The sequence below is a fragment of the Flavobacteriales bacterium genome (genome assembly GCA_021296215.1).
Classification (GTDB): domain Bacteria; phylum Bacteroidota; class Bacteroidia; order Flavobacteriales; family ECT2AJA-044; genus ECT2AJA-044.
In genome coordinates, this window is record JAGWBA010000009.1 from 17,128 (window position 1) to 34,556 (window position 17,429).

The following is a 17,429-nucleotide window of genomic DNA, read 5'->3' on the forward strand; positions in this document are numbered from 1 at the left end:
CTTGCGTTTTTGCCGCAACAAATGTAGAAGAATACTTGTTGGGATTTCAGTTGTGATACTCATGCGACTCTCTATTTAGAACGGTTATAAATTAGTGTAAAAATGAAACGCCTCTACATTAATGAAGCTAGAGTCCTTATTTTTGCGCCGAACGGAAATTCGGTGATGATTGCTATGAAAAACGCCCTTCTCCCGAGGTTTGGAGCGGTATTCGCGCTCTTGATCTTAACTGCATTCACACTAATTTCTTCCACGACCATGGCCCAGGATTCGACTGCTACTGGGGCAGAGGGGGGCGATCCGGCCGTAGGGGAGAAATTGTGGAAAGCCAATTGTGCAGCATGTCACAAAGTAGATGCCAAACTCATTGGTCCGGCACTCGGACAAGTTACTGAGAAGTACGATGAGGAATGGTTGATCGCATGGATTCGCAATAACCAAGAGTTGCGCGAAAGCGGTGATGCACAAGCTTTGGCCATTTATGAAGAGTACAACGGATTGGCCATGTCGGCCTATCCTCAATTCTCTGACGATGACATTCGTGGCCTACTGGCGTACATCGACCAGGAGTACGCAGCGAAACAAGCTCCGGCCGTAGCCGATACTGGCGGTGGTGCCGGTGCTGCGGGTTCGGGTCAGGGTTCCGGGCCAATGGATTTAACTCCAGTGCTCATTGGACTGGTCGTATTCCTCATCATCATCGTATTCATTCTCGTTCGCATCAAGAATCTCTTGCTCGTCATGAAGGGTGTCGAGCCGCGATCGGCGATCGACCAATTCTTCGATCTACGTGTATATGTTGAGCGTTTCTTCGCCAACAAAAAGCTCGTGGGTTTTGCAGCCGTGATCGTATTGATCTTCGTCTTTAACGGCCTTTGGGGTTTCCTCAAAGGAATCGGAGTTGATCAGAATTATCAGCCAACACAGCCTATTGCATTCTCCCATGAGATCCATGCCGGACAAAACGAAGTGGATTGTAATTACTGTCACAGCAGTGCCCGTCACTCCAAGTCGGCAGGGGTTCCCTCGGCCAACGTTTGTATGAACTGTCACATGTACGTGGCTGAAGGCCAGTCTGAGCAAGGAACCAAAGAGATCGAGAAGATCTATGCGGCGATCGGTTGGGACAAAAACACGCGTACCTACATAGAGGACTACGAAGAAAAGCCGATCGAATGGGTGCGTATCCACAATCTTCCAGACCTCGCATATTTCAACCACAGCCAGCACGTAGTTGCCGGGCAAGTTGAATGTCAGACTTGTCACGGACCGATCGAAGAAATGAAAGAAGTATACCAGTACTCTGAATTGACGATGGGCTGGTGTATCAATTGTCACCGTGAAACGGAAGTCAAAATGGAGGACAATCCGTATTACGACAAGCTTCACGAGCAGCTCGCCGAGGAGTATAAAGGCGAAAAGATCACGGTAGATAAAATCGGTGGATTGGAATGTGGCAAGTGCCACTATTAATCCGAGTAATCTCAATCTCAGTATGGCAACAACGAAGAAATACTGGAAAGGAATTGAAGAGTTGCAGAATGATGCAGCAGTTCAAGAACTAGCCAAGAACGAATTTCCCGAAGAGGTAGCGACGGCCGATTTTTTAGGTGACGAGAAAGTAAGCGACACCAAAACTACGCGACGTGACTTCTTAAAATTTATGGGTTTCTCAACGGCTGCGGCTACCTTGGCCGCGTGTGAAACGCCGGTTCAAAAAGTAATCCCGTACGTAGTCAAACCTGAGGAAGTTACCCCCGGAGTAGCGAATTACTACGCAACAACGTATAGCGACGGTGAAGATTTTGCCAGTGTGCTGGTAAAAACTCGGGAGGGTCGTCCGATCAAGATTGAAACGAACAACGACGCTCCAATGAATGGAGCAATGACATCGCGTGTTCAGGCCAGCGTCTTGAACCTTTACGATACAGCACGTTCGAAGGCTCCTATGAAAGACGGCGCAGAGATCACTTGGGCAACTGTTGACGCTGACATAAAGAAGGCCATTGCTGATGCGGAAGCCGCGGGTAAAAAAGTGATTTTCTTGACCAACTCGATCACGAGTCCATCGATTAACGCCGTTGGAGCGGAGTTCATGACCATGCATCCGGGAGCGAGTCACGTTTCGTATGACGCCGTTTCGTATAGCGGAATCTTGGACGCACATTCAGAAGTATTTGGAAAGCGCGCATTACCATCGTACCATTTCGATAAAGCCGAAGTAGTGGTTGGCGTGGGAGCTGATTTTCTGGGAGAGCATTTGAACTTTGGAAACTCTCGCGACTACATCAAAATGCGTGACCCACGTCATGGCAAGATGTCCCGGCACTGGCAGTTCGAAAGCAATATGTCGATCACTGGAGCGAATGCCGATAAGCGCGTAATGGTGAAGCCGAGTGAGCAAGGAAAGGTCATCCTCTCTCTATACAACGCCTTGGCAGCAAAGAACGGGAATCCTGCCGTAGGCAGTACAAAAACCGCTTATGACGCCGATGTCAATGCCGTAGCTAATAAGCTTTGGGCTGCTCGTGGTAAGTCTTTGGTAGTGGCCGGATCGAATGACGCGGACGTTCAAAAGGTGACGATCGCGATCAATCAGATCTTGGGGAACTACGGAGCTACTTTGGATATTGATCGAGCGAATAAAACCAAGCAAGGAAATGATGCTGAGGTAGCGACATTGCTTGCTGATATGAAGGCAGGTCAGGTAGGAGTGCTCGTAATGATGGGCGTGAACCCCGTTTACAGCCACGCAATGGGTGCTGAATTTGCCGAGGCCATGAAGAAGGTCGACACGACCGCGGTCATGGATGATCGTATGACGGAGACGGCTATTTCTGCGAATTATTTGCTGCCGACGAACCACTACCTGGAAAGTTGGGATGATGCAATGCCGGTTGAAGGTTACTATACCTTAGCGCAGCCTACCATACAAAAGCTTTACGACACTAGAAGTCCTTTGGAGAACATGTTGGCTTGGACCGGAAAGGGTGCGGCCTATGATTTCATCAAGAATCATTGGGGACAGAATATCTTGGTAGCCGGGGCCGGTTCATGGAATCGGGCCGTGCACGATGGTTTCTACGTGCAACCCCAATCGGCCGGAGAGAATACCGAGTCGAAAGAAGCCCCTGTTTTGGTTGACGTTTCGGGAGCGGCCCGCGCGATCGCTCAGCAAAAAGGTTCGGATTTAGAGCTTGAGCTCTATACGAAATCCGGATTGGGATCAGGAGCATCTGCCAACAATCCTTGGCTTCAGGAATTCCCTGATCCGATCACCCGTACGAGCTGGGATAACTACCTCACCGTTTCTCGCACGGATGTAGAAGCGATGGGATTGGTGAATGAGAATACCTCGAATGGAGCTTTGAACGGAAGCTTAGTGAACGTAACGGTGAATGGAACTACTGTCGAGAATGTACCGGTAATGATTCAGCCCGGACAAGCACCGGGATCTGTAGGTCTCGCGCTTGGTTACGGACGTACGGCAGCCGGAATCGTAGGTAACGGAGTAGGGGTGAACGCATTCCCTCTTTACCTCAATGGAAGTACAACACAAACAGGAGTGACCATCGAAAAGGTCGACGGAATGCACGAGTTTGCGTGTATCCAGTTGGCTCACACAATGATGGGACGCCACATTGTGAAAGAAACAACGCTTGAAGAATTCATTGCCAATCCAAGCGCCGGTAATGACGAACCTACATTTGAAACTCATGAAGGCGTAAAGCCGGCTTCTGAGGTGAACTTGTGGGAAGAGTTCGACAAGACTACCGGCCACTGGTGGAACCTATCGATCGATTTGAATAACTGTATCGGGTGTGGTGCATGTGTGGTTGCTTGTCAAGCAGAAAACAACGTACCGGTCGTTGGTAAGGACGAGATACGCCGCTCACGCGATATGCATTGGTTGCGTATCGATCGCTATTACAGCAGTGAGATGACCAAGGATCGTGCAGAAGAGGAAGGATTAGGAGCCATTGAGATGTATGCAGCCATGGAAGATCCGGCCGATGCACCCGAAGTGGTATTCCAGCCGGTAATGTGCCAGCACTGTAACCACGCTCCTTGTGAAACGGTTTGTCCGGTAGGGGCAACGGCTCACAGCTCTGAAGGATTGAACCACATGGCCTATAACCGTTGTATCGGTACGCGCTATTGTGCGAACAACTGTCCTTACAAAGTGCGTCGATTCAACTGGTTTAACTACCCTACCTATTCTAAGTTCAATGATGTAAACCCGGCTCAGGACGAATGGGGTAAAATGGTGTTGAATCCGGATGTAACTGTACGTGCACGTGGGGTCATGGAGAAGTGTACTATGTGCTTGCAGCGCATTCAATTGGGTAAATTGGAAGCTAAACGTGAAGGTCGTCCGGTTGCGGACGGAGACTTCACGGTTGCTTGTGCAGGAGCTTGTGATACGGGAGCAATCACCTTTGGTGATGTAAATGATCCGGAGAGTCGTGTGCACAAGATTCGCGAGGAGCCACGCCGCTACTATCTGTTGGAAGAGATCGGAACAAAACCTTCCGTATTCTACCAGACTAAAGTGAGAAACAAAGCCTAAACCTATTTAGATAAAGGAGAATCTTATGCATTACGAATCGCCCATACGCGAGCCACTAATTACCGGTAAGAAGTCGTACCACGACATTACCGAAGAAGTGGCTAGGCCGATCGAAACTTCTGCCGGACGTTCCTGGTGGATCGTTTTCGGGATATCAGCTGCCATGTTCCTCTGGGGAATGGGTTGCTTAGCCTATACTGTCGGTACCGGAATCGGGGTTTGGGGTCTAAACCGAACTATTGGTTGGGCCTGGGACATCACCAACTTCGTTTGGTGGGTAGGTATTGGTCACGCCGGAACATTGATCTCGGCAGTATTGCTGCTTTTCCGCCAGAAATGGCGTATGTCGATCAACCGATCTGCGGAAGCCATGACGATCTTCGCCGTTGTACAGGCAGGTCTATTCCCCTTGTTCCACATGGGTCGTGTTTGGAATGCTTACTGGGTATTTCCTATCCCAAACAACTTTGGAAGCCTTTGGTTGAACTTCAATTCACCGCTTCTTTGGGACGTTTTCGCGATCTCGACCTACTTGTCGATTTCGTTGGTTTTCTGGTATATGGGGTTGATTCCTGATTTTGCTATGATTCGTGACCGTGCAGTGAAACCTTTCCAAAAGAAGATCTACACGGTTTTGAGTTTTGGATGGGGAGGAAAAGCGAAACACTGGCAGCGATTCGAGGAATTGTCTTTGGTGTTGGCTGGTTTGGCTACTCCGCTGGTACTTTCGGTTCACACGATCGTATCGTTTGACTTTGCCACGTCGGTGATCCCTGGATGGCACACCACTATTTTCCCTCCGTACTTCGTTGCCGGAGCTATCTTCTCAGGGTTTGCTATGGTGCAAACCCTGCTTATCATTATGAGGAAGGTGGTCAAGATGGAGCAGTACATCACCATCCAACACATCGAGTTGATGAACATCGTGATCATGCTCACGGGATCAATCGTGGGTATTGCCTATATCACCGAGCTCTTCATGGCATGGTATTCCGGAGTTGAGTACGAGCAATACGCCTTCTTGAACAGGGCTACAGGGCCTTATTGGTGGGCTTACTGGTCCATGATGATCTGTAACGTGATCTCACCGCAGTTGATGTGGTTTAAAAAACTTAGAACGAGTATCGTCTTTACGTTCTTCTTATCGATCATCGTAAACATCGGTATGTGGTTTGAGCGCTTCGTGATTATCGTGACCCCTCTACACCGCGATTACCTGCCCTCGAGCTGGACTATGTTCTCTCCAACTTTTGTGGACATTGGAATTTTCATCGGTACTATCGGATTCTTCTTTGTACTCTTCCTGCTGTATGCGCGCACCTTCCCGGTTATCGCACAGGCTGAGTTGAAGATGATCTTGAAATCTTCCGGAGAGGAGCAAAAAAAGCATCACCATGAGTAAGAAGTTGATTCACGGTCTATACAATGACGACGATGTATTGCTTTCGGGAGTGAAGGCGCTTCGTGAAAAAGGAATTCGAATAAAAGAGGTTTATACACCATTTCCGGTACACGGACTAGATCACGCAATGGGACTGGCGCCAACGCGCTTGTCCATTGCGGGATTCATCTACGGACTCATTGGATTGACGTTTGCCATTTCGATGATGTACTATATGATGATCGCGGATTGGCCGCAGAATATCGGGGGTAAGCCAAGCTTTACCTACCTCGCTAACATGCCTGCCTTCGTTCCTATTATGTTCGAATGTACCGTATTATTTGCCGGTCACTTGATGGTGATCACTTTTTTGGTGCGTAATGGAATGTTTCCGGGAAGCCCAAGACAAAATCCTGATGTACGAACTACTGATGATATGTTTCTCGTGGAGATCGAGTCGGGCGGTAATGTCGACGAGATTTCAGACGCGCTAAAGTCAACAGGAGCCGTCGAGGTTAATCAAAAAGACGCTTAAGAAATGAAGTATTTGAAAACTAGTCTTTTGGGACTTGGAGCACTGGCGATCTTCTCCGTGGCGAGTACTTCATGTCAAAAGGACAACAAAACTCCGGGCATTGAATACATGCCCGACATGTATCGGGCTGAGTCCATAGATACTTACGAGGAAAGTGATCTGTTCGCCGATGGCGTAAGCGCTTTGAAACCTGTGGAAGGAACGATTCCTCGCGGGTTCGTTCCTTACGAGTATCCTAACTCCGAAGCGGGGTACGACTCTGCAAAGACAACCCTATCCAATCCTTACGCTATGGCCATCGCAGGTCACGAAGACGAATGGTTGGCCGAGGGCAAGGAGTTGTACGACATCTTCTGCGATCATTGCCACGGGCCTAAAGGAATGGGTCAAGGTAAATTGGTTCAAAATGAGAAGATCCTCGGTGTTCCATCGTATGATGATGCCGGACGAGCTATTACTGAAGGAAGTATTTACCACGTGATCACCTACGGTCGCAACATCATGGGTGCACATGCTTCACAAATTACTCCGGAGGAGCGCTGGAAGATCACCAGCTATGTATTGAAGTTGAAATCAGATCTCGAATCCGGTAAATAAGAGGGGCTATGTTTGAAGTACCAGCTAAACTGAAAAGACTTGCATATATCCTGATCGGGGTCGGAGTTTTGGCCTTCGCTTATGGATTTATTGCCGACGCACATCGCGCTTGGCCTGCATTATTGGTGAATAATACTTTCTTCTTGGGAATCGCCTTGATCGGCACCTTCTTCCTGGGAATTCAATACATCGCACAAGCGGGTTGGTCGGTTCAATTGAACCGATTGATGCAAGCTATGGGATCGTACTTGCCGATCGCGGGTGGATTCATGGTCGTGATTATCGTGGCCGGTGGAATGCACTTGCACCACATGTACCACTGGATGGACACATTTATCACGACTGAGGAAGTAACCGTCGCTGAATTGCGTGATTACGAAGCCGGAATGTCTCATGGTGACGATCATTCCGCTGAAGCACATGCCGACGATCACGGAGATATACACGGCCAAGAAGCTCACGGCGATGACCACAGTTCTGACCACGCTCCACATGATGCGCATGGAGAGGTCGGGGAAGATCATAGTGGTGGGCACCATATGTACGCAGCAGACTATGAGGGCATGGACGGTGAAGAAGTCATCGAAAATCCACATTGCGATTCTATCATTGCGGGAAAAACACCGTTCTTGAATTTTGGATTTTTTATTCTTCGAGCGATCATTTACCTTCTCGGTTGGATCTGGGCTACGCGTATATTGCGCAAACTCAGCCTTCGCGAAGACGAAGTGGGTGGAATCGATAACTACCGTAAGAGCGTTAAAGTATCAGCAATATTTACTGTATTCTTTGCCGTTACAAGCTCAACTATGGCTTGGGATTGGATTATGTCGATCGACACACACTGGTTCAGTACTCTGTTCGGATGGTATGTTTTTGCATCTATGTTCGTCAGCGGATTAACTGTACTTACCATGATGGCCGTTTACTTGAAGAAGCTGGGTTACATGGATAGCCTAAACGAGAACCACATTCACGACTTAGGAAAGTTCATGTTCGCGTTCAGTGTTTTCTGGACTTATTTATGGTTCAGTCAGTTCATGCTCATCTGGTACGCTAACATTCCGGAAGAGGTAACTTACTTCATGGCTCGATTCGACAATTATAAATTGCCGTTCTTTACCGCATTGGTATTGAATTTCATTATGCCACTTCTCGTACTTATGAGTCGGGATTCGAAACGAAACTTCGGTTTCTTGATCGCCGCAGGTATCATGATCTTGTTTGGACATTGGTTGGATTTCTTCTGCATGATCACTCCGGGAACCATGGGAGAGCACTGGCATTTTGGAATCGTTGAATTGGGCGGATTTGCCGGATTTGCCGGATTGTTCATGTTGGTGGTCTTCAATACGCTTTCAAAAGTGCCATTGATTCAAAAGAATCACCCAATGCTCAAGGAAAGCGAGTTACACCATATTTAATAGGATACTAGGGATATGAATCAATTATTGATAGCCTTAACAGTTGTATTGGTCGTAGCCGCCGTTGTACAGGTGATACGTATTCTCGAATTGTCTGCGGAGTTGCGCGGCGGGAATACCAACAAGGTTAACGACAAAGACAACCGCAACCAAGGAGCTTTAATGCTTCTGTTCATGATCGCTATGGTCGTGTCGTTCTTCTGGATGTGGTTTAAGTGGGAACCACTTATGTTGCCGGGAGCCTCTTCAGAGCATGGAGTGCAGATCGACAATTTGATGGCGATCACTATGGGAATCATCATCGTAGTTTTCTTGATTACCCAGCCTTTGTTGTTCTTCTTCGCTTATCGCTATCGCGGAAAGAAAGAGAACAAGGCATCCTACGTTTCACACAATAACCGTCTGGAACTCATTTGGACCGCTATTCCAGCGATCGTACTGACCGTTTTGATCGTTTATGGTCTCAAAACCTGGTCGGGAATCGTCAATAAGGATACAAGTGATGCTCAAGTGGTAGAATTCTATGCACGCCAGTTCGACTGGACGGCTCGATTCACCGGACAGGATGGTATGCTTGGAGAAGCAAATGTTCGCAACATCCAAGGTGCGAACATCGTAGGTATCGATATGGAAGATGAATTTGGCCAAGATGATGTTCTCGGTCGAGGGGAGATCTACCTACCGGTAGGCCAGCCCATGTTGTTCAAATTCCGTAGCCAAGACGTACTTCACTCGGCTTACTTCCCTCATTTCCGAATGCAAATGAACTGCGTACCGGGTATGAATACGCAGTTTGCGTTTACCCCGACCAAGACCACGGATCAAATGCGACAAGAAACGGGTAATCCGGAGTTCGATTATATCCTGCTTTGTAACAAGATTTGTGGTGCAGCCCACTACAGCATGCAAATGACCATCAAGGTGGTCTCCCAAGAAGAATATGACCGCTGGATGAGCGAACAAACGCCACTGGCCAATAGTTAAAATACCGTCACTGATTATGGCTCACAATCACGCACATCACGAAGAGACGTTCCTCACGAAATACGTCTTTTCGATGGACCACAAAATGATTGCAAAGCAATTCCTGATCACGGGAATGCTCATGGGGCTCATCGGATTTGTTATGTCCGTTTTCTTCCGTTTGCAATTGGCCTGGCCAGGTGAAAGCTTCCCTATCCTCGAAACATTTTTAGGTAAATGGGCACCTGACGGGGTAATGGATCCCAATATCTACCTCGCTCTCGTCACCATTCACGGTACCATCATGGTATTTTTCGTGCTGACCGCCGGGCTTTCAGGGACATTCTCGAACCTCCTCATTCCATTGCAGATCGGAGCCCGAGACATGGCTAGTGGATTCATTAACATGCTTTCGTACTGGTTCTTCTTCGTAAGTTCAGTGGTGATGGTCATTTCTCTGTTCGTAACGGGCGGACCCGCATCCGCAGGATGGACGATAAACCCACCTCTTTCAGCACTTCCCCAAGCGATCCCAGGATCGGGTGCCGGTATGACTTTGTGGCTCGTGAGTATGACCTTGTTCATCGCTAGCTCACTGCTCGGTGCCTTGAACTACGTAGTAACAGTGCTCAACTTGCGTACCAAAGGGATGTCCATGACGCGTCTTCCATTGACCATTTGGGCGTTCTTCGTAACCGCTATCATTGGTATTTTGAGCTTCCCGGTTCTTTTATCGGCAGCACTCTTGTTGCTTTTCGACCGCTCCATGGGAACGAGCTTCTACCTCAGCGACATCATGATCCAGGGAGAAGTGTTGACCAACAATGGAGGTTCTCCGGTACTCTTCCAGCACCTTTTTTGGTTCCTCGGTCACCCCGAGGTATATATTGTGCTTCTTCCGGCACTCGGAATTACCTCTGAGATCATTTCAACGAATTCGCGAAAACCGATCTTCGGTTACCGCGCTATGGTGGGCTCGATCTTGGCCATCGCTTTCCTTTCGTTCATCGTTTGGGGACACCATATGTTTGTAACGGGTATGAACCCATTCCTCGGATCCGTATTTACCTTTACGACCTTGTTGATCGCCATTCCATCTGCGGTGAAAGCGTTTAACTACATCACAACGTTATGGAAAGGAAATATCCGTTTTACACCTGCGATGCTGTTCTCGATCGGATTGGTATCTACCTTCATCTCAGGAGGTCTTACGGGATTGATCCTCGGTGACAGCGCCCTCGACATCAACGTTCACGATACCTATTTCGTTGTGGCTCACTTCCATATCGTAATGGGGCTTTCGGCCATCTTCGGGATGTTCGCCGGGGTATATCACTGGTTCCCGAAACTGTTCGGAAAAATGATGAACAAACAATTGGGATATTGGCATTTCTGGCTCACCTTCATCGGTGCTTACGGGGTGTTCTTCCCGATGCACTTCCTAGGACTTGCCGGCGTGCCACGTCGCTACTACAGCAACACCGCATTCCCGATGTTCGATAACCTTACCGACATCAATGTGCTGGTAACTATGTTCGCCATCCTATCAGCAGTTGGACAAGCATTCTTCTTGTTCAACTTCTTATACAGCATCTTCCGCGGTAAAAAAGCCGAACAAAATCCTTGGAAATCGAATACCCTGGAATGGACTACCCCGGTAGAGCATATTCACGGTAACTGGCCAGGCGATATCCCTGAGGTTCACCGCTGGGCATACGACTACAGCAAGCCCGGTATGGATGATGATTTTGTTCCTCAAACCGTGCCTTTACAAGAGGGTGAAGAGGTTCATTAAGTTCACATTGTGACTAACGAATTAGCTCGAGTCCCGTCAATTGGCGGGACTCGTTGTATTTTACCAATTCGAATATGTGACTTTTGAATAATCTCGGTTTGTGGGGTTAGATAGGTGAACCTACATTTGGTTCAAAGGTTAGGGGATTGTGTTTTTCTTTGTCTCCATCAGTTCTTTCCACTAACCGCCAGTCTAAGGATTAGTTTGGATTAATAGATCATTCGATTGGTTGCTTCCCCTCCCACCCGGAGGGGAAGTTTTTTTTATGCCCTGCGCTTCGCACCGCGAGGCGCGAATTTGCCTTACCTTAGATGCCTATGAACGAGCATTTGGACCCGACCGGAGAGGAGTGGGGCCCCGAGGAACAGGAACTCGATCGGGCACTGAGGCCAAAGGGATTTGGTGAATTCGCTGGTCAACGACAAGTAGTGGACAATTTAGAGGTATTCGTCGAGGCGTCGAACCGCCGGGGCGATGCTCTAGACCATGTGCTATTGCACGGACCTCCCGGTCTCGGAAAAACGACCTTGGCCCATATCATCGCAAACGAACTCGGAGTCAATATCAAAGTTGCCAGCGGACCCGTATTGGATAAGCCGGGCGACCTCGCCGGACTCCTAACCAACCTCGAAAACCGCGATGTGCTCTTCATTGATGAAGTACACCGCATGTCCTCCGTTATTGAAGAATACCTGTATTCGGCCATGGAGGATTTTAAGATCGATATCATGATCGACAGTGGGCCCAATGCCCGTACGGTACAAATCAACCTGAACCCATTCACCCTAATCGGTGCCACCACGCGAAGCGGCTTATTAACCTCTCCGCTACGGGCTCGTTTTGGGATAAACAGTCGCCTACAATACTACGATGTGGAATTATTGACCCACATCGTTCACCGTTCGGCCGATATCCTAGATGTGCCGATCACAGATGAGGCGGCTATTGAGATCGCCGTACGAAGCCGAGGAACGCCCCGTATAGCGAATGCCCTGCTTCGCCGAGTGCGCGACTTTGCGGAGGTCAAAGGAAATGGCTCCATCGACATGGCCATAGCCAAACACGGACTCGGAGCCTTACACGTCGATCAACACGGACTCGACGAAATGGACAATCGAATTCTGTCGACGGTCATCGAGAAATTTAAAGGTGGACCGGTCGGACTCAGCACCATAGCAACGGCAGTGGGTGAAAATGCGGGCACCCTCGAAGAAGTGTACGAACCCTTCCTCATTCAGCAAGGATACCTCATGCGGACCCCCCGTGGACGACAGGTAACCGAGCTCGCGTACAAACACCTCGGCGTTAAACCCTCAGGAGATCAAAACTCGCTGTTCTGATGAGCCTCCCCGATACTTCGCATCGGGCCGAGTTCATCAAGCATCAAGCCGTGAGGCTTGGATTCTTGGGCTGCGGTATATCCAGGGCGGACATTCTGGAAGAAGAGGCTCCACGGCTCGAAAAATGGCTTCAAAGCGGCATGCACGGTTCTATGTCGTACATGGAAAACCACTTCGATAAGCGACTCGACCCGCGGAAGCTGGTTCCAGGCGCCGGATCTGTGATTTCACTGACCTTCAATTACTACACCGATCAACGGCAACACGACCCCGATGCACCGAAGATCTCGCAATATGCCTACGGAACCGATTACCACTTTGTAATAAAGGATAAACTGAAGGAGCTATTGCACGAAATGCGGACGGAATTCGGCGATGTCGATGGGCGCATTTTCGTCGATTCGGCTCCCGTGCTCGACAAAGCCTGGGCAATGCGCTCTGGACTCGGCTGGATGGGTAAGAACACCAACGTCATTCACCCGAAGGAAGGTTCCTTCTTTTTTATCGCTGAGATTATTTGTGATCTCGATCTTCAGGCCGATACGCCGATGTCGGACTATTGCGGTACGTGCACTCGGTGCATAGACGCCTGTCCGACCAACGCCATCATAGAACCCTACGTGGTCGATGGTAGCAAGTGTATTTCGCACTTCACCATTGAATTGAAGGGCGCCCTCCCGGGCGGATACGCCGACCAGTTCGATAATTGGATGTTTGGTTGTGACGTTTGTCAGGACGTGTGCCCGTGGAACAGGTTTTCAAAACCGCACAACGAACCGGCGTTTGACCCGCACCCCAGCCTCTTGAGTATGGGAAAATCGGAGTGGCAAGAACTCACTCGAGAAACATTCAATGAAATTTTTAAGAAATCGGCGGTAAAACGCACGAAGTACGAAGGCCTTAAACGAAATATCGCCTACCTATTCGATTCCGAGCGCCTCGATTGATATACGGTCGGGATAATCGGTGATGATGCCGTCGACCCCCATCTCCAACATGACCTCAGCATCGGGGAGGTAGTTAACGGTCCACGGGATAACGCGGATACTCCTTTCGTGTAGGTATTTTACCGTCTCTTTGTCGAGCAATTCAAAGTTCGGGCTGTACACATCCGGCTTAAAGCTCAACATCTTCAAGGCCTTTTCGGGATTGCGTTCCTTTTCGATCAACAGCACGAGCTTCCACGAAGGATGCTCTTTGTGCGCTACTTCGAGGCTTCGCGGATCAAATGATTGCAGGAACATCTTATTTTCGAAAGGCGTCCCGTTCACGACCGAAGCGATGGCTTCGACCAAAACTTCCGGCTGAGGATGGTAAACACCATCACCTTGGGGCGTGATCTTGGTTTCGATATTCAAATAGGGAAGTGCCGGCTCATTGGATCGGCAATAAGCAATTACGGTATCCAGTACCTCCTCCAGGCTTGGCTTGTATACTGACAACTTCTTTTGCTCCGGAAATCGATCGTATTCCGAGCTCCCACAGTCGAATGACCGCACTTCGTCGCAGGTCAAGCGGAAAATGGAGTAGTTTTCTCTATCGTCACTTAATTCCTTTCCCGCAGCATCGCGACAAATATCGGGGTTCATCCATGGCTCGTGACTTAGGATCACCACGTTGTCGGCGGTCATAACCACGTCCATTTCCAAGGTCGAAACCCCGAGTTCTAGAGCGTGAATCATGGCCGGAATAGTATTCTCGGGCATTAGACCTCTACAGCCTCGATGCCCTTGGAGATCAAACTGTGCGTGGGCGTTCATAAAAAGAATGATCGCACTTATGATCAGACCTCCTTTCATCGGGGGCCCTGGTCAATTGATTGTTCTGTATATCCACCGGGAATCGAGAAGAATTGCTCCGTAGGCGTATAGGTTTCTATGTCCACGATATTGTCTTGTCCGGCGGGATTTCCGTAGTCGTAATCTATGGAGCGAACGGGTAGCCCCTGAATTTCCTTTTGATATAAGAAGTTGCTGTCGCCGAGGTTCGATCCCATTGATTCGGCGAACGATCCCATTAGTTCGCTGAATTCTTCGAGGCAAACAACTTCTTTTTTGCCTATTCCCAAGTCGCCGTAGCTGGCTACCCACATCTTTTTTTTCAACTCACCGTCTTCGCTCATGAGATATTCAGAGCAATCGTAGCCGTTGATGTCGCTTTCTTCACCTGTAGCTTCAATTCCGTAATCCGCTTCGATGTTGCCCATTTGTTGTTCCATCATTTTGCGGGCCATCTCTTGCTGTTCGGGCGGCATTTGAGCAATGCGCTCCTCGGCCATTTTCTTCATCTGCTCAATGCGGCCTTTCAATTCTGCGGCCACTTCCCGATCGAGTACAAAGTACTTCTTGGCGGTGTGGTCGACCATGTACACCGTTTCAGCTTTGCGGTCGTAGATCACACTTTGTTTTGCGGACTCGCCAACACGGGTGTCCATTCTCAAGTGCTCGGAGTGAAAATAGAAGTCGGTCTTTCGCTCCACTGTAGCTCCTTTTGCGTCGGATTGCTCCATGTGAATGACGTGAAACTGCGCGTGTGTCGATAGAATGGCCCCAATGAACATCAGGGTCAACAAGATTTTTTTCATGATCAATTCGATTCAGATGTCCTCAATGGGTAAAGCCCTTTTTGAAGTTCTATTACTCCTTTTCCTCGAATGTCCAGGGTAAGGATTTCGTGTTGGTCCGATGTTTCCCGAAGGTAGTCATACAGGTCGCAAATACGGCCTTTGAACTCGCCGGCGGGAATCTTACCCAAGCGCTCGACCATATCGCCCAACTCAATACCTGCAAGCTGTGCCGGCCCACCTTCCGTTAAGCTCCTCACCTCGATACCGCGAGCGGTCCACATCATGCCCACACCAAATCCGGGCTCCAAGGGGTTTACTGAAATGGTATCGCGCTTGACCCACTGAAGTTCTTTGTCCGGGAAATAGAAGTACATGTTGTAATGGCGAAAGAGGTCGTTCCCTAGTTTTGCACCCGACCCACCCTGAACCTCCATAAGGTAATTCCAACTCGAACCATCGGCCAGAGTGAGGGTGTGGTTCGGGCTAAAATATAGGGTGTCGTTCTTTACACCGTACAGTCCAAAGGTGGTTCCGTCGAATTTTCTGAAATAGGTCCATTCGCCGGTTGTAGAATCGCGCAAGGCCTTCACCACCGATGGTGACGCTTCCATGAAACCGTTGTACCCGGTATCCATGAGCACATGTGAAACCTCGAATCCGTTGAGGTCGATATCGATATGTGGCCGACCACCCGACAATTGAAATTCCTGAATACCTTCGTCGGACTCGGGCGGTGGAAGCCCATCTCGACTCGATGAGAAGAAGATCATCTTGCGATCGTAATCGATCATCCAGTGACATTTCTTCATCAAATTGGCACCGAGGATCCCGTCGGCTGCGATGCATCTCAAAATACTGTTTTCGTCGTATGGTACACTTACAGCGGCGTGATTGGTGAACAGGGTGTTCCCGATCAATACAGAATCGAGCATCATTATTGGAGTCGACTGCCGGTTCCCGTGGGTGTCGCCAACGCTAACGGTGGCGACTTTCTCAATGCGATCGAGCTGTGTATTGGTTTGATTCAGAACACTGTACGATGCCCCTGTATCGAAGATCATATCCCACTTGCGACCTGTTCCGGGCACCTCGATTTGAACCACGATGCTGCTGTACTTCCAAACGAAGGGGATGCTGTCACGAAAAGCCTCGGTGGGTGCTTTTGTTGCATCGCAGAGGCGAACGGTCTTGGAAGCCCCGCATCCGCCCGCAAGGGCGAAAACAATAAAAGCGACAAGCAGTAGGGTGAGGCGTTTCATTTAACCTCAAAGGTATTGGATTCGTTGCTTTGAAGGTCAAAGAGTTGATCGTCGAATGAAGGCGGTCCAAATTGGCCGCGGGCATTGTTGGAGAACCCGTAGGGTTCGACCGGCATGCCGAACATGTTGGCGTTCATTTCTCCGTCGTCGTTCAGGTCTTGGAAAGCCGCCGCTGCGTACTGTCCGGGAGTTAGCCCCTCGAATTGGCAAACGGCCTTTCCGTCGACTACTTTGGCGACGCATTCATCGACCTTTTCGTTCTTTTCGTTCATGAGCCTCAGGTACACGGTGCCGTCGTTCTTGTTCGAAGTCACGGTGATGGTTAGGCTGAGCTTTTTAGCCTGCGCCGGAATGGCAAAAACAGAAGAAGCGATACCGTAAGGCTGTGCGGCTTGCAGGGTCGTGGGCAGCAAGATCAAGGCACTCAGTACCGTGGCGAGCGAGAGTTTGAATACCCTGCGTTGATGCCGGGCGATCACCGGGGTAAAAAGCACGGTGGGCCAGAGCCACTGAACGAGTCCGGGTAAAAAGTCCGGGCTCGTTGCCGAGAATGCCGTTACTGCGGCGATGTACCCGCTCAGCATACCCGAAATATGAAAGCGCATCCAAGTAGCGCGGTCGTGGGGCTTTCTGATCATTCTAAAGTTCTTAGTAATTCCAAACATACCTAAAGCTCCAAAGACCAACGACAATACCCACACGAAATTTTGAGGGGAGGTCGCGTAACCGTAAATGCCGTACCCAAACAGTGCGGCGGCAAAGAGGATGGCCACGGCGTGTACCGCGTTATCGATGGCGTTGGGTCGCCCGCCCCGGTAAAAGCGAAGGGCGCGTACACCGATGAGCACGTTGTAAAAACTAAATATGCTCAACATCAACAAGAAAGGTATCCAAATGAACAGGCTATTTATAAAGGCCGTTGCCGTTGCGATTCCCATGGTTCAAACGAACACCTTCCCGATGGTCCGGTGCGAACTTTCACCCTTGCGCATGGCGAGG

The 17,429-nt window shown here is 49.4% G+C and carries 14 protein-coding genes; 10 read left to right on the forward strand and 4 right to left on the reverse strand.

Going from position 1 to position 17,429, the window contains the following annotated elements:
- Window positions 1-174 precede the first annotated feature (174 nt).
- From J4F31_02850 to queG, 10 genes are all read left to right on the forward strand, one after another.
- Complete coding sequence (locus J4F31_02850; protein MCE2495507.1) at window positions 175-1,473, forward strand: c-type cytochrome; 1,299 nt, start codon at window positions 175-177, stop codon at window positions 1,471-1,473.
- Window positions 1,474-1,495: 22 nt separating this feature from the next.
- Window positions 1,496-4,570 carry a TAT-variant-translocated molybdopterin oxidoreductase gene (locus tag J4F31_02855; protein ID MCE2495508.1) on the forward strand — a complete coding sequence of 1,025 codons (3,075 nt, stop codon included), beginning with the start codon at window positions 1,496-1,498 and terminating at the stop codon, window positions 4,568-4,570.
- 25 nt (window positions 4,571-4,595) lie between these two features.
- On the forward strand, window positions 4,596-5,972 hold the full coding sequence (gene nrfD, locus J4F31_02860) for a polysulfide reductase NrfD (protein ID MCE2495509.1): 1,377 nt from the start codon (window positions 4,596-4,598) through the stop codon (window positions 5,970-5,972).
- Window positions 5,965-6,486, forward strand: coding sequence for a DUF3341 domain-containing protein (locus J4F31_02865; GenBank protein MCE2495510.1), 522 nt, complete (start codon window positions 5,965-5,967; stop codon window positions 6,484-6,486). The genes nrfD and J4F31_02865 overlap by 8 nt, the downstream gene beginning before the upstream one ends.
- A gap of 108 nt (window positions 6,487-6,594) precedes the next feature.
- A complete protein-coding gene (locus tag J4F31_02870; protein MCE2495511.1) occupies window positions 6,595-7,083 on the forward strand; it encodes a cytochrome c in 489 nt (162 codons plus the stop codon).
- Window positions 7,084-7,091: 8 nt separating this feature from the next.
- Window positions 7,092-8,507 (forward strand): quinol:cytochrome C oxidoreductase, encoded by a 1,416-nt coding sequence (locus tag J4F31_02875; GenBank protein MCE2495512.1) that lies wholly within the window; start codon window positions 7,092-7,094, stop codon window positions 8,505-8,507.
- A 15-nt stretch (window positions 8,508-8,522) separates the two neighbouring features.
- The gene (locus J4F31_02880; protein MCE2495513.1) at window positions 8,523-9,491 is read left to right on the forward strand and encodes a cytochrome c oxidase subunit II; all 969 of its coding nucleotides are present in this window, start codon (window positions 8,523-8,525) and stop codon (window positions 9,489-9,491) included.
- Window positions 9,492-9,507: 16 nt separating this feature from the next.
- On the forward strand, window positions 9,508-11,265 hold the full coding sequence (locus tag J4F31_02885; GenBank protein MCE2495514.1) for a cbb3-type cytochrome c oxidase subunit I: 1,758 nt from the start codon (window positions 9,508-9,510) through the stop codon (window positions 11,263-11,265).
- Between the two features lie 317 nt (window positions 11,266-11,582).
- Complete coding sequence (gene ruvB, locus J4F31_02890) at window positions 11,583-12,605, forward strand: Holliday junction branch migration DNA helicase RuvB (protein ID MCE2495515.1); 1,023 nt, start codon at window positions 11,583-11,585, stop codon at window positions 12,603-12,605.
- Window positions 12,605-13,552: a tRNA epoxyqueuosine(34) reductase QueG gene (gene queG / locus J4F31_02895; protein MCE2495516.1), complete on the forward strand. Its 948-nt coding sequence runs from the start codon at window positions 12,605-12,607 to the stop codon at window positions 13,550-13,552. Before ruvB ends, queG begins: the two co-directional genes overlap by 1 nt.
- On the opposite strand, the gene J4F31_02900 is transcribed toward queG, so the two are convergent.
- Genes J4F31_02900 through J4F31_02915 form a run of 4 tightly spaced genes read right to left on the reverse strand, consistent with a single transcriptional unit; the run spans window position 13,526 to window position 17,368 of the window.
- Window positions 13,526-14,365, reverse strand: coding sequence for a glycerophosphodiester phosphodiesterase (locus J4F31_02900; GenBank protein MCE2495517.1), 840 nt, complete (start codon window positions 14,363-14,365; stop codon window positions 13,526-13,528). The two genes, queG and J4F31_02900, sit on opposite strands and share 27 nt — an antisense overlap.
- A gap of 35 nt (window positions 14,366-14,400) precedes the next feature.
- Window positions 14,401-15,189, reverse strand: coding sequence for a DUF4412 domain-containing protein (locus J4F31_02905; protein MCE2495518.1), 789 nt, complete (start codon window positions 15,187-15,189; stop codon window positions 14,401-14,403).
- Window positions 15,190-15,191: 2 nt separating this feature from the next.
- Window positions 15,192-16,430, reverse strand: a complete 1,239-nt coding sequence (locus J4F31_02910) for an aspartyl protease family protein (protein MCE2495519.1) — start codon at window positions 16,428-16,430, stop codon at window positions 15,192-15,194.
- Window positions 16,427-17,368, reverse strand: a complete 942-nt coding sequence (locus J4F31_02915) for a DUF2141 domain-containing protein (protein MCE2495520.1) — start codon at window positions 17,366-17,368, stop codon at window positions 16,427-16,429. The genes J4F31_02910 and J4F31_02915 overlap by 4 nt, the downstream gene beginning before the upstream one ends.
- Window positions 17,369-17,429 lie beyond the last annotated feature (61 nt).

Excerpts from the sequence above, each read along its gene's own strand:
- J4F31_02850 (MCE2495507.1), top strand. The coding sequence starts at position 175 with ATGAAAAACGCCCTTCTCCCGAGGTTTGGAGCGGTATTCGCGCTCTTG.
- J4F31_02855 (MCE2495508.1), top strand. The coding sequence starts at position 1,496 with ATGGCAACAACGAAGAAATACTGGAAAGGAATTGAAGAGTTGCAGAAT.
- nrfD (MCE2495509.1), top strand. The coding sequence starts at position 4,596 with ATGCATTACGAATCGCCCATACGCGAGCCACTAATTACCGGTAAGAAG.
- J4F31_02865 (MCE2495510.1), top strand. The coding sequence starts at position 5,965 with ATGAGTAAGAAGTTGATTCACGGTCTATACAATGACGACGATGTATTG.
- J4F31_02870 (MCE2495511.1), top strand. The coding sequence starts at position 6,595 with ATGCCCGACATGTATCGGGCTGAGTCCATAGATACTTACGAGGAAAGT.
- J4F31_02875 (MCE2495512.1), top strand. The coding sequence starts at position 7,092 with ATGTTTGAAGTACCAGCTAAACTGAAAAGACTTGCATATATCCTGATC.
- J4F31_02880 (MCE2495513.1), top strand. The coding sequence starts at position 8,523 with ATGAATCAATTATTGATAGCCTTAACAGTTGTATTGGTCGTAGCCGCC.
- J4F31_02885 (MCE2495514.1), top strand. The coding sequence starts at position 9,508 with ATGGCTCACAATCACGCACATCACGAAGAGACGTTCCTCACGAAATAC.
- ruvB (MCE2495515.1), top strand. The coding sequence starts at position 11,583 with ATGAACGAGCATTTGGACCCGACCGGAGAGGAGTGGGGCCCCGAGGAA.
- queG (MCE2495516.1), top strand. The coding sequence starts at position 12,605 with ATGAGCCTCCCCGATACTTCGCATCGGGCCGAGTTCATCAAGCATCAA.
- J4F31_02900 (MCE2495517.1), bottom strand. The coding sequence starts at position 14,365 with ATGAACGCCCACGCACAGTTTGATCTCCAAGGGCATCGAGGCTGTAGA.
- J4F31_02905 (MCE2495518.1), bottom strand. The coding sequence starts at position 15,189 with ATGAAAAAAATCTTGTTGACCCTGATGTTCATTGGGGCCATTCTATCG.
- J4F31_02910 (MCE2495519.1), bottom strand. The coding sequence starts at position 16,430 with ATGAAACGCCTCACCCTACTGCTTGTCGCTTTTATTGTTTTCGCCCTT.
- J4F31_02915 (MCE2495520.1), bottom strand. The coding sequence starts at position 17,368 with ATGGGAATCGCAACGGCAACGGCCTTTATAAATAGCCTGTTCATTTGG.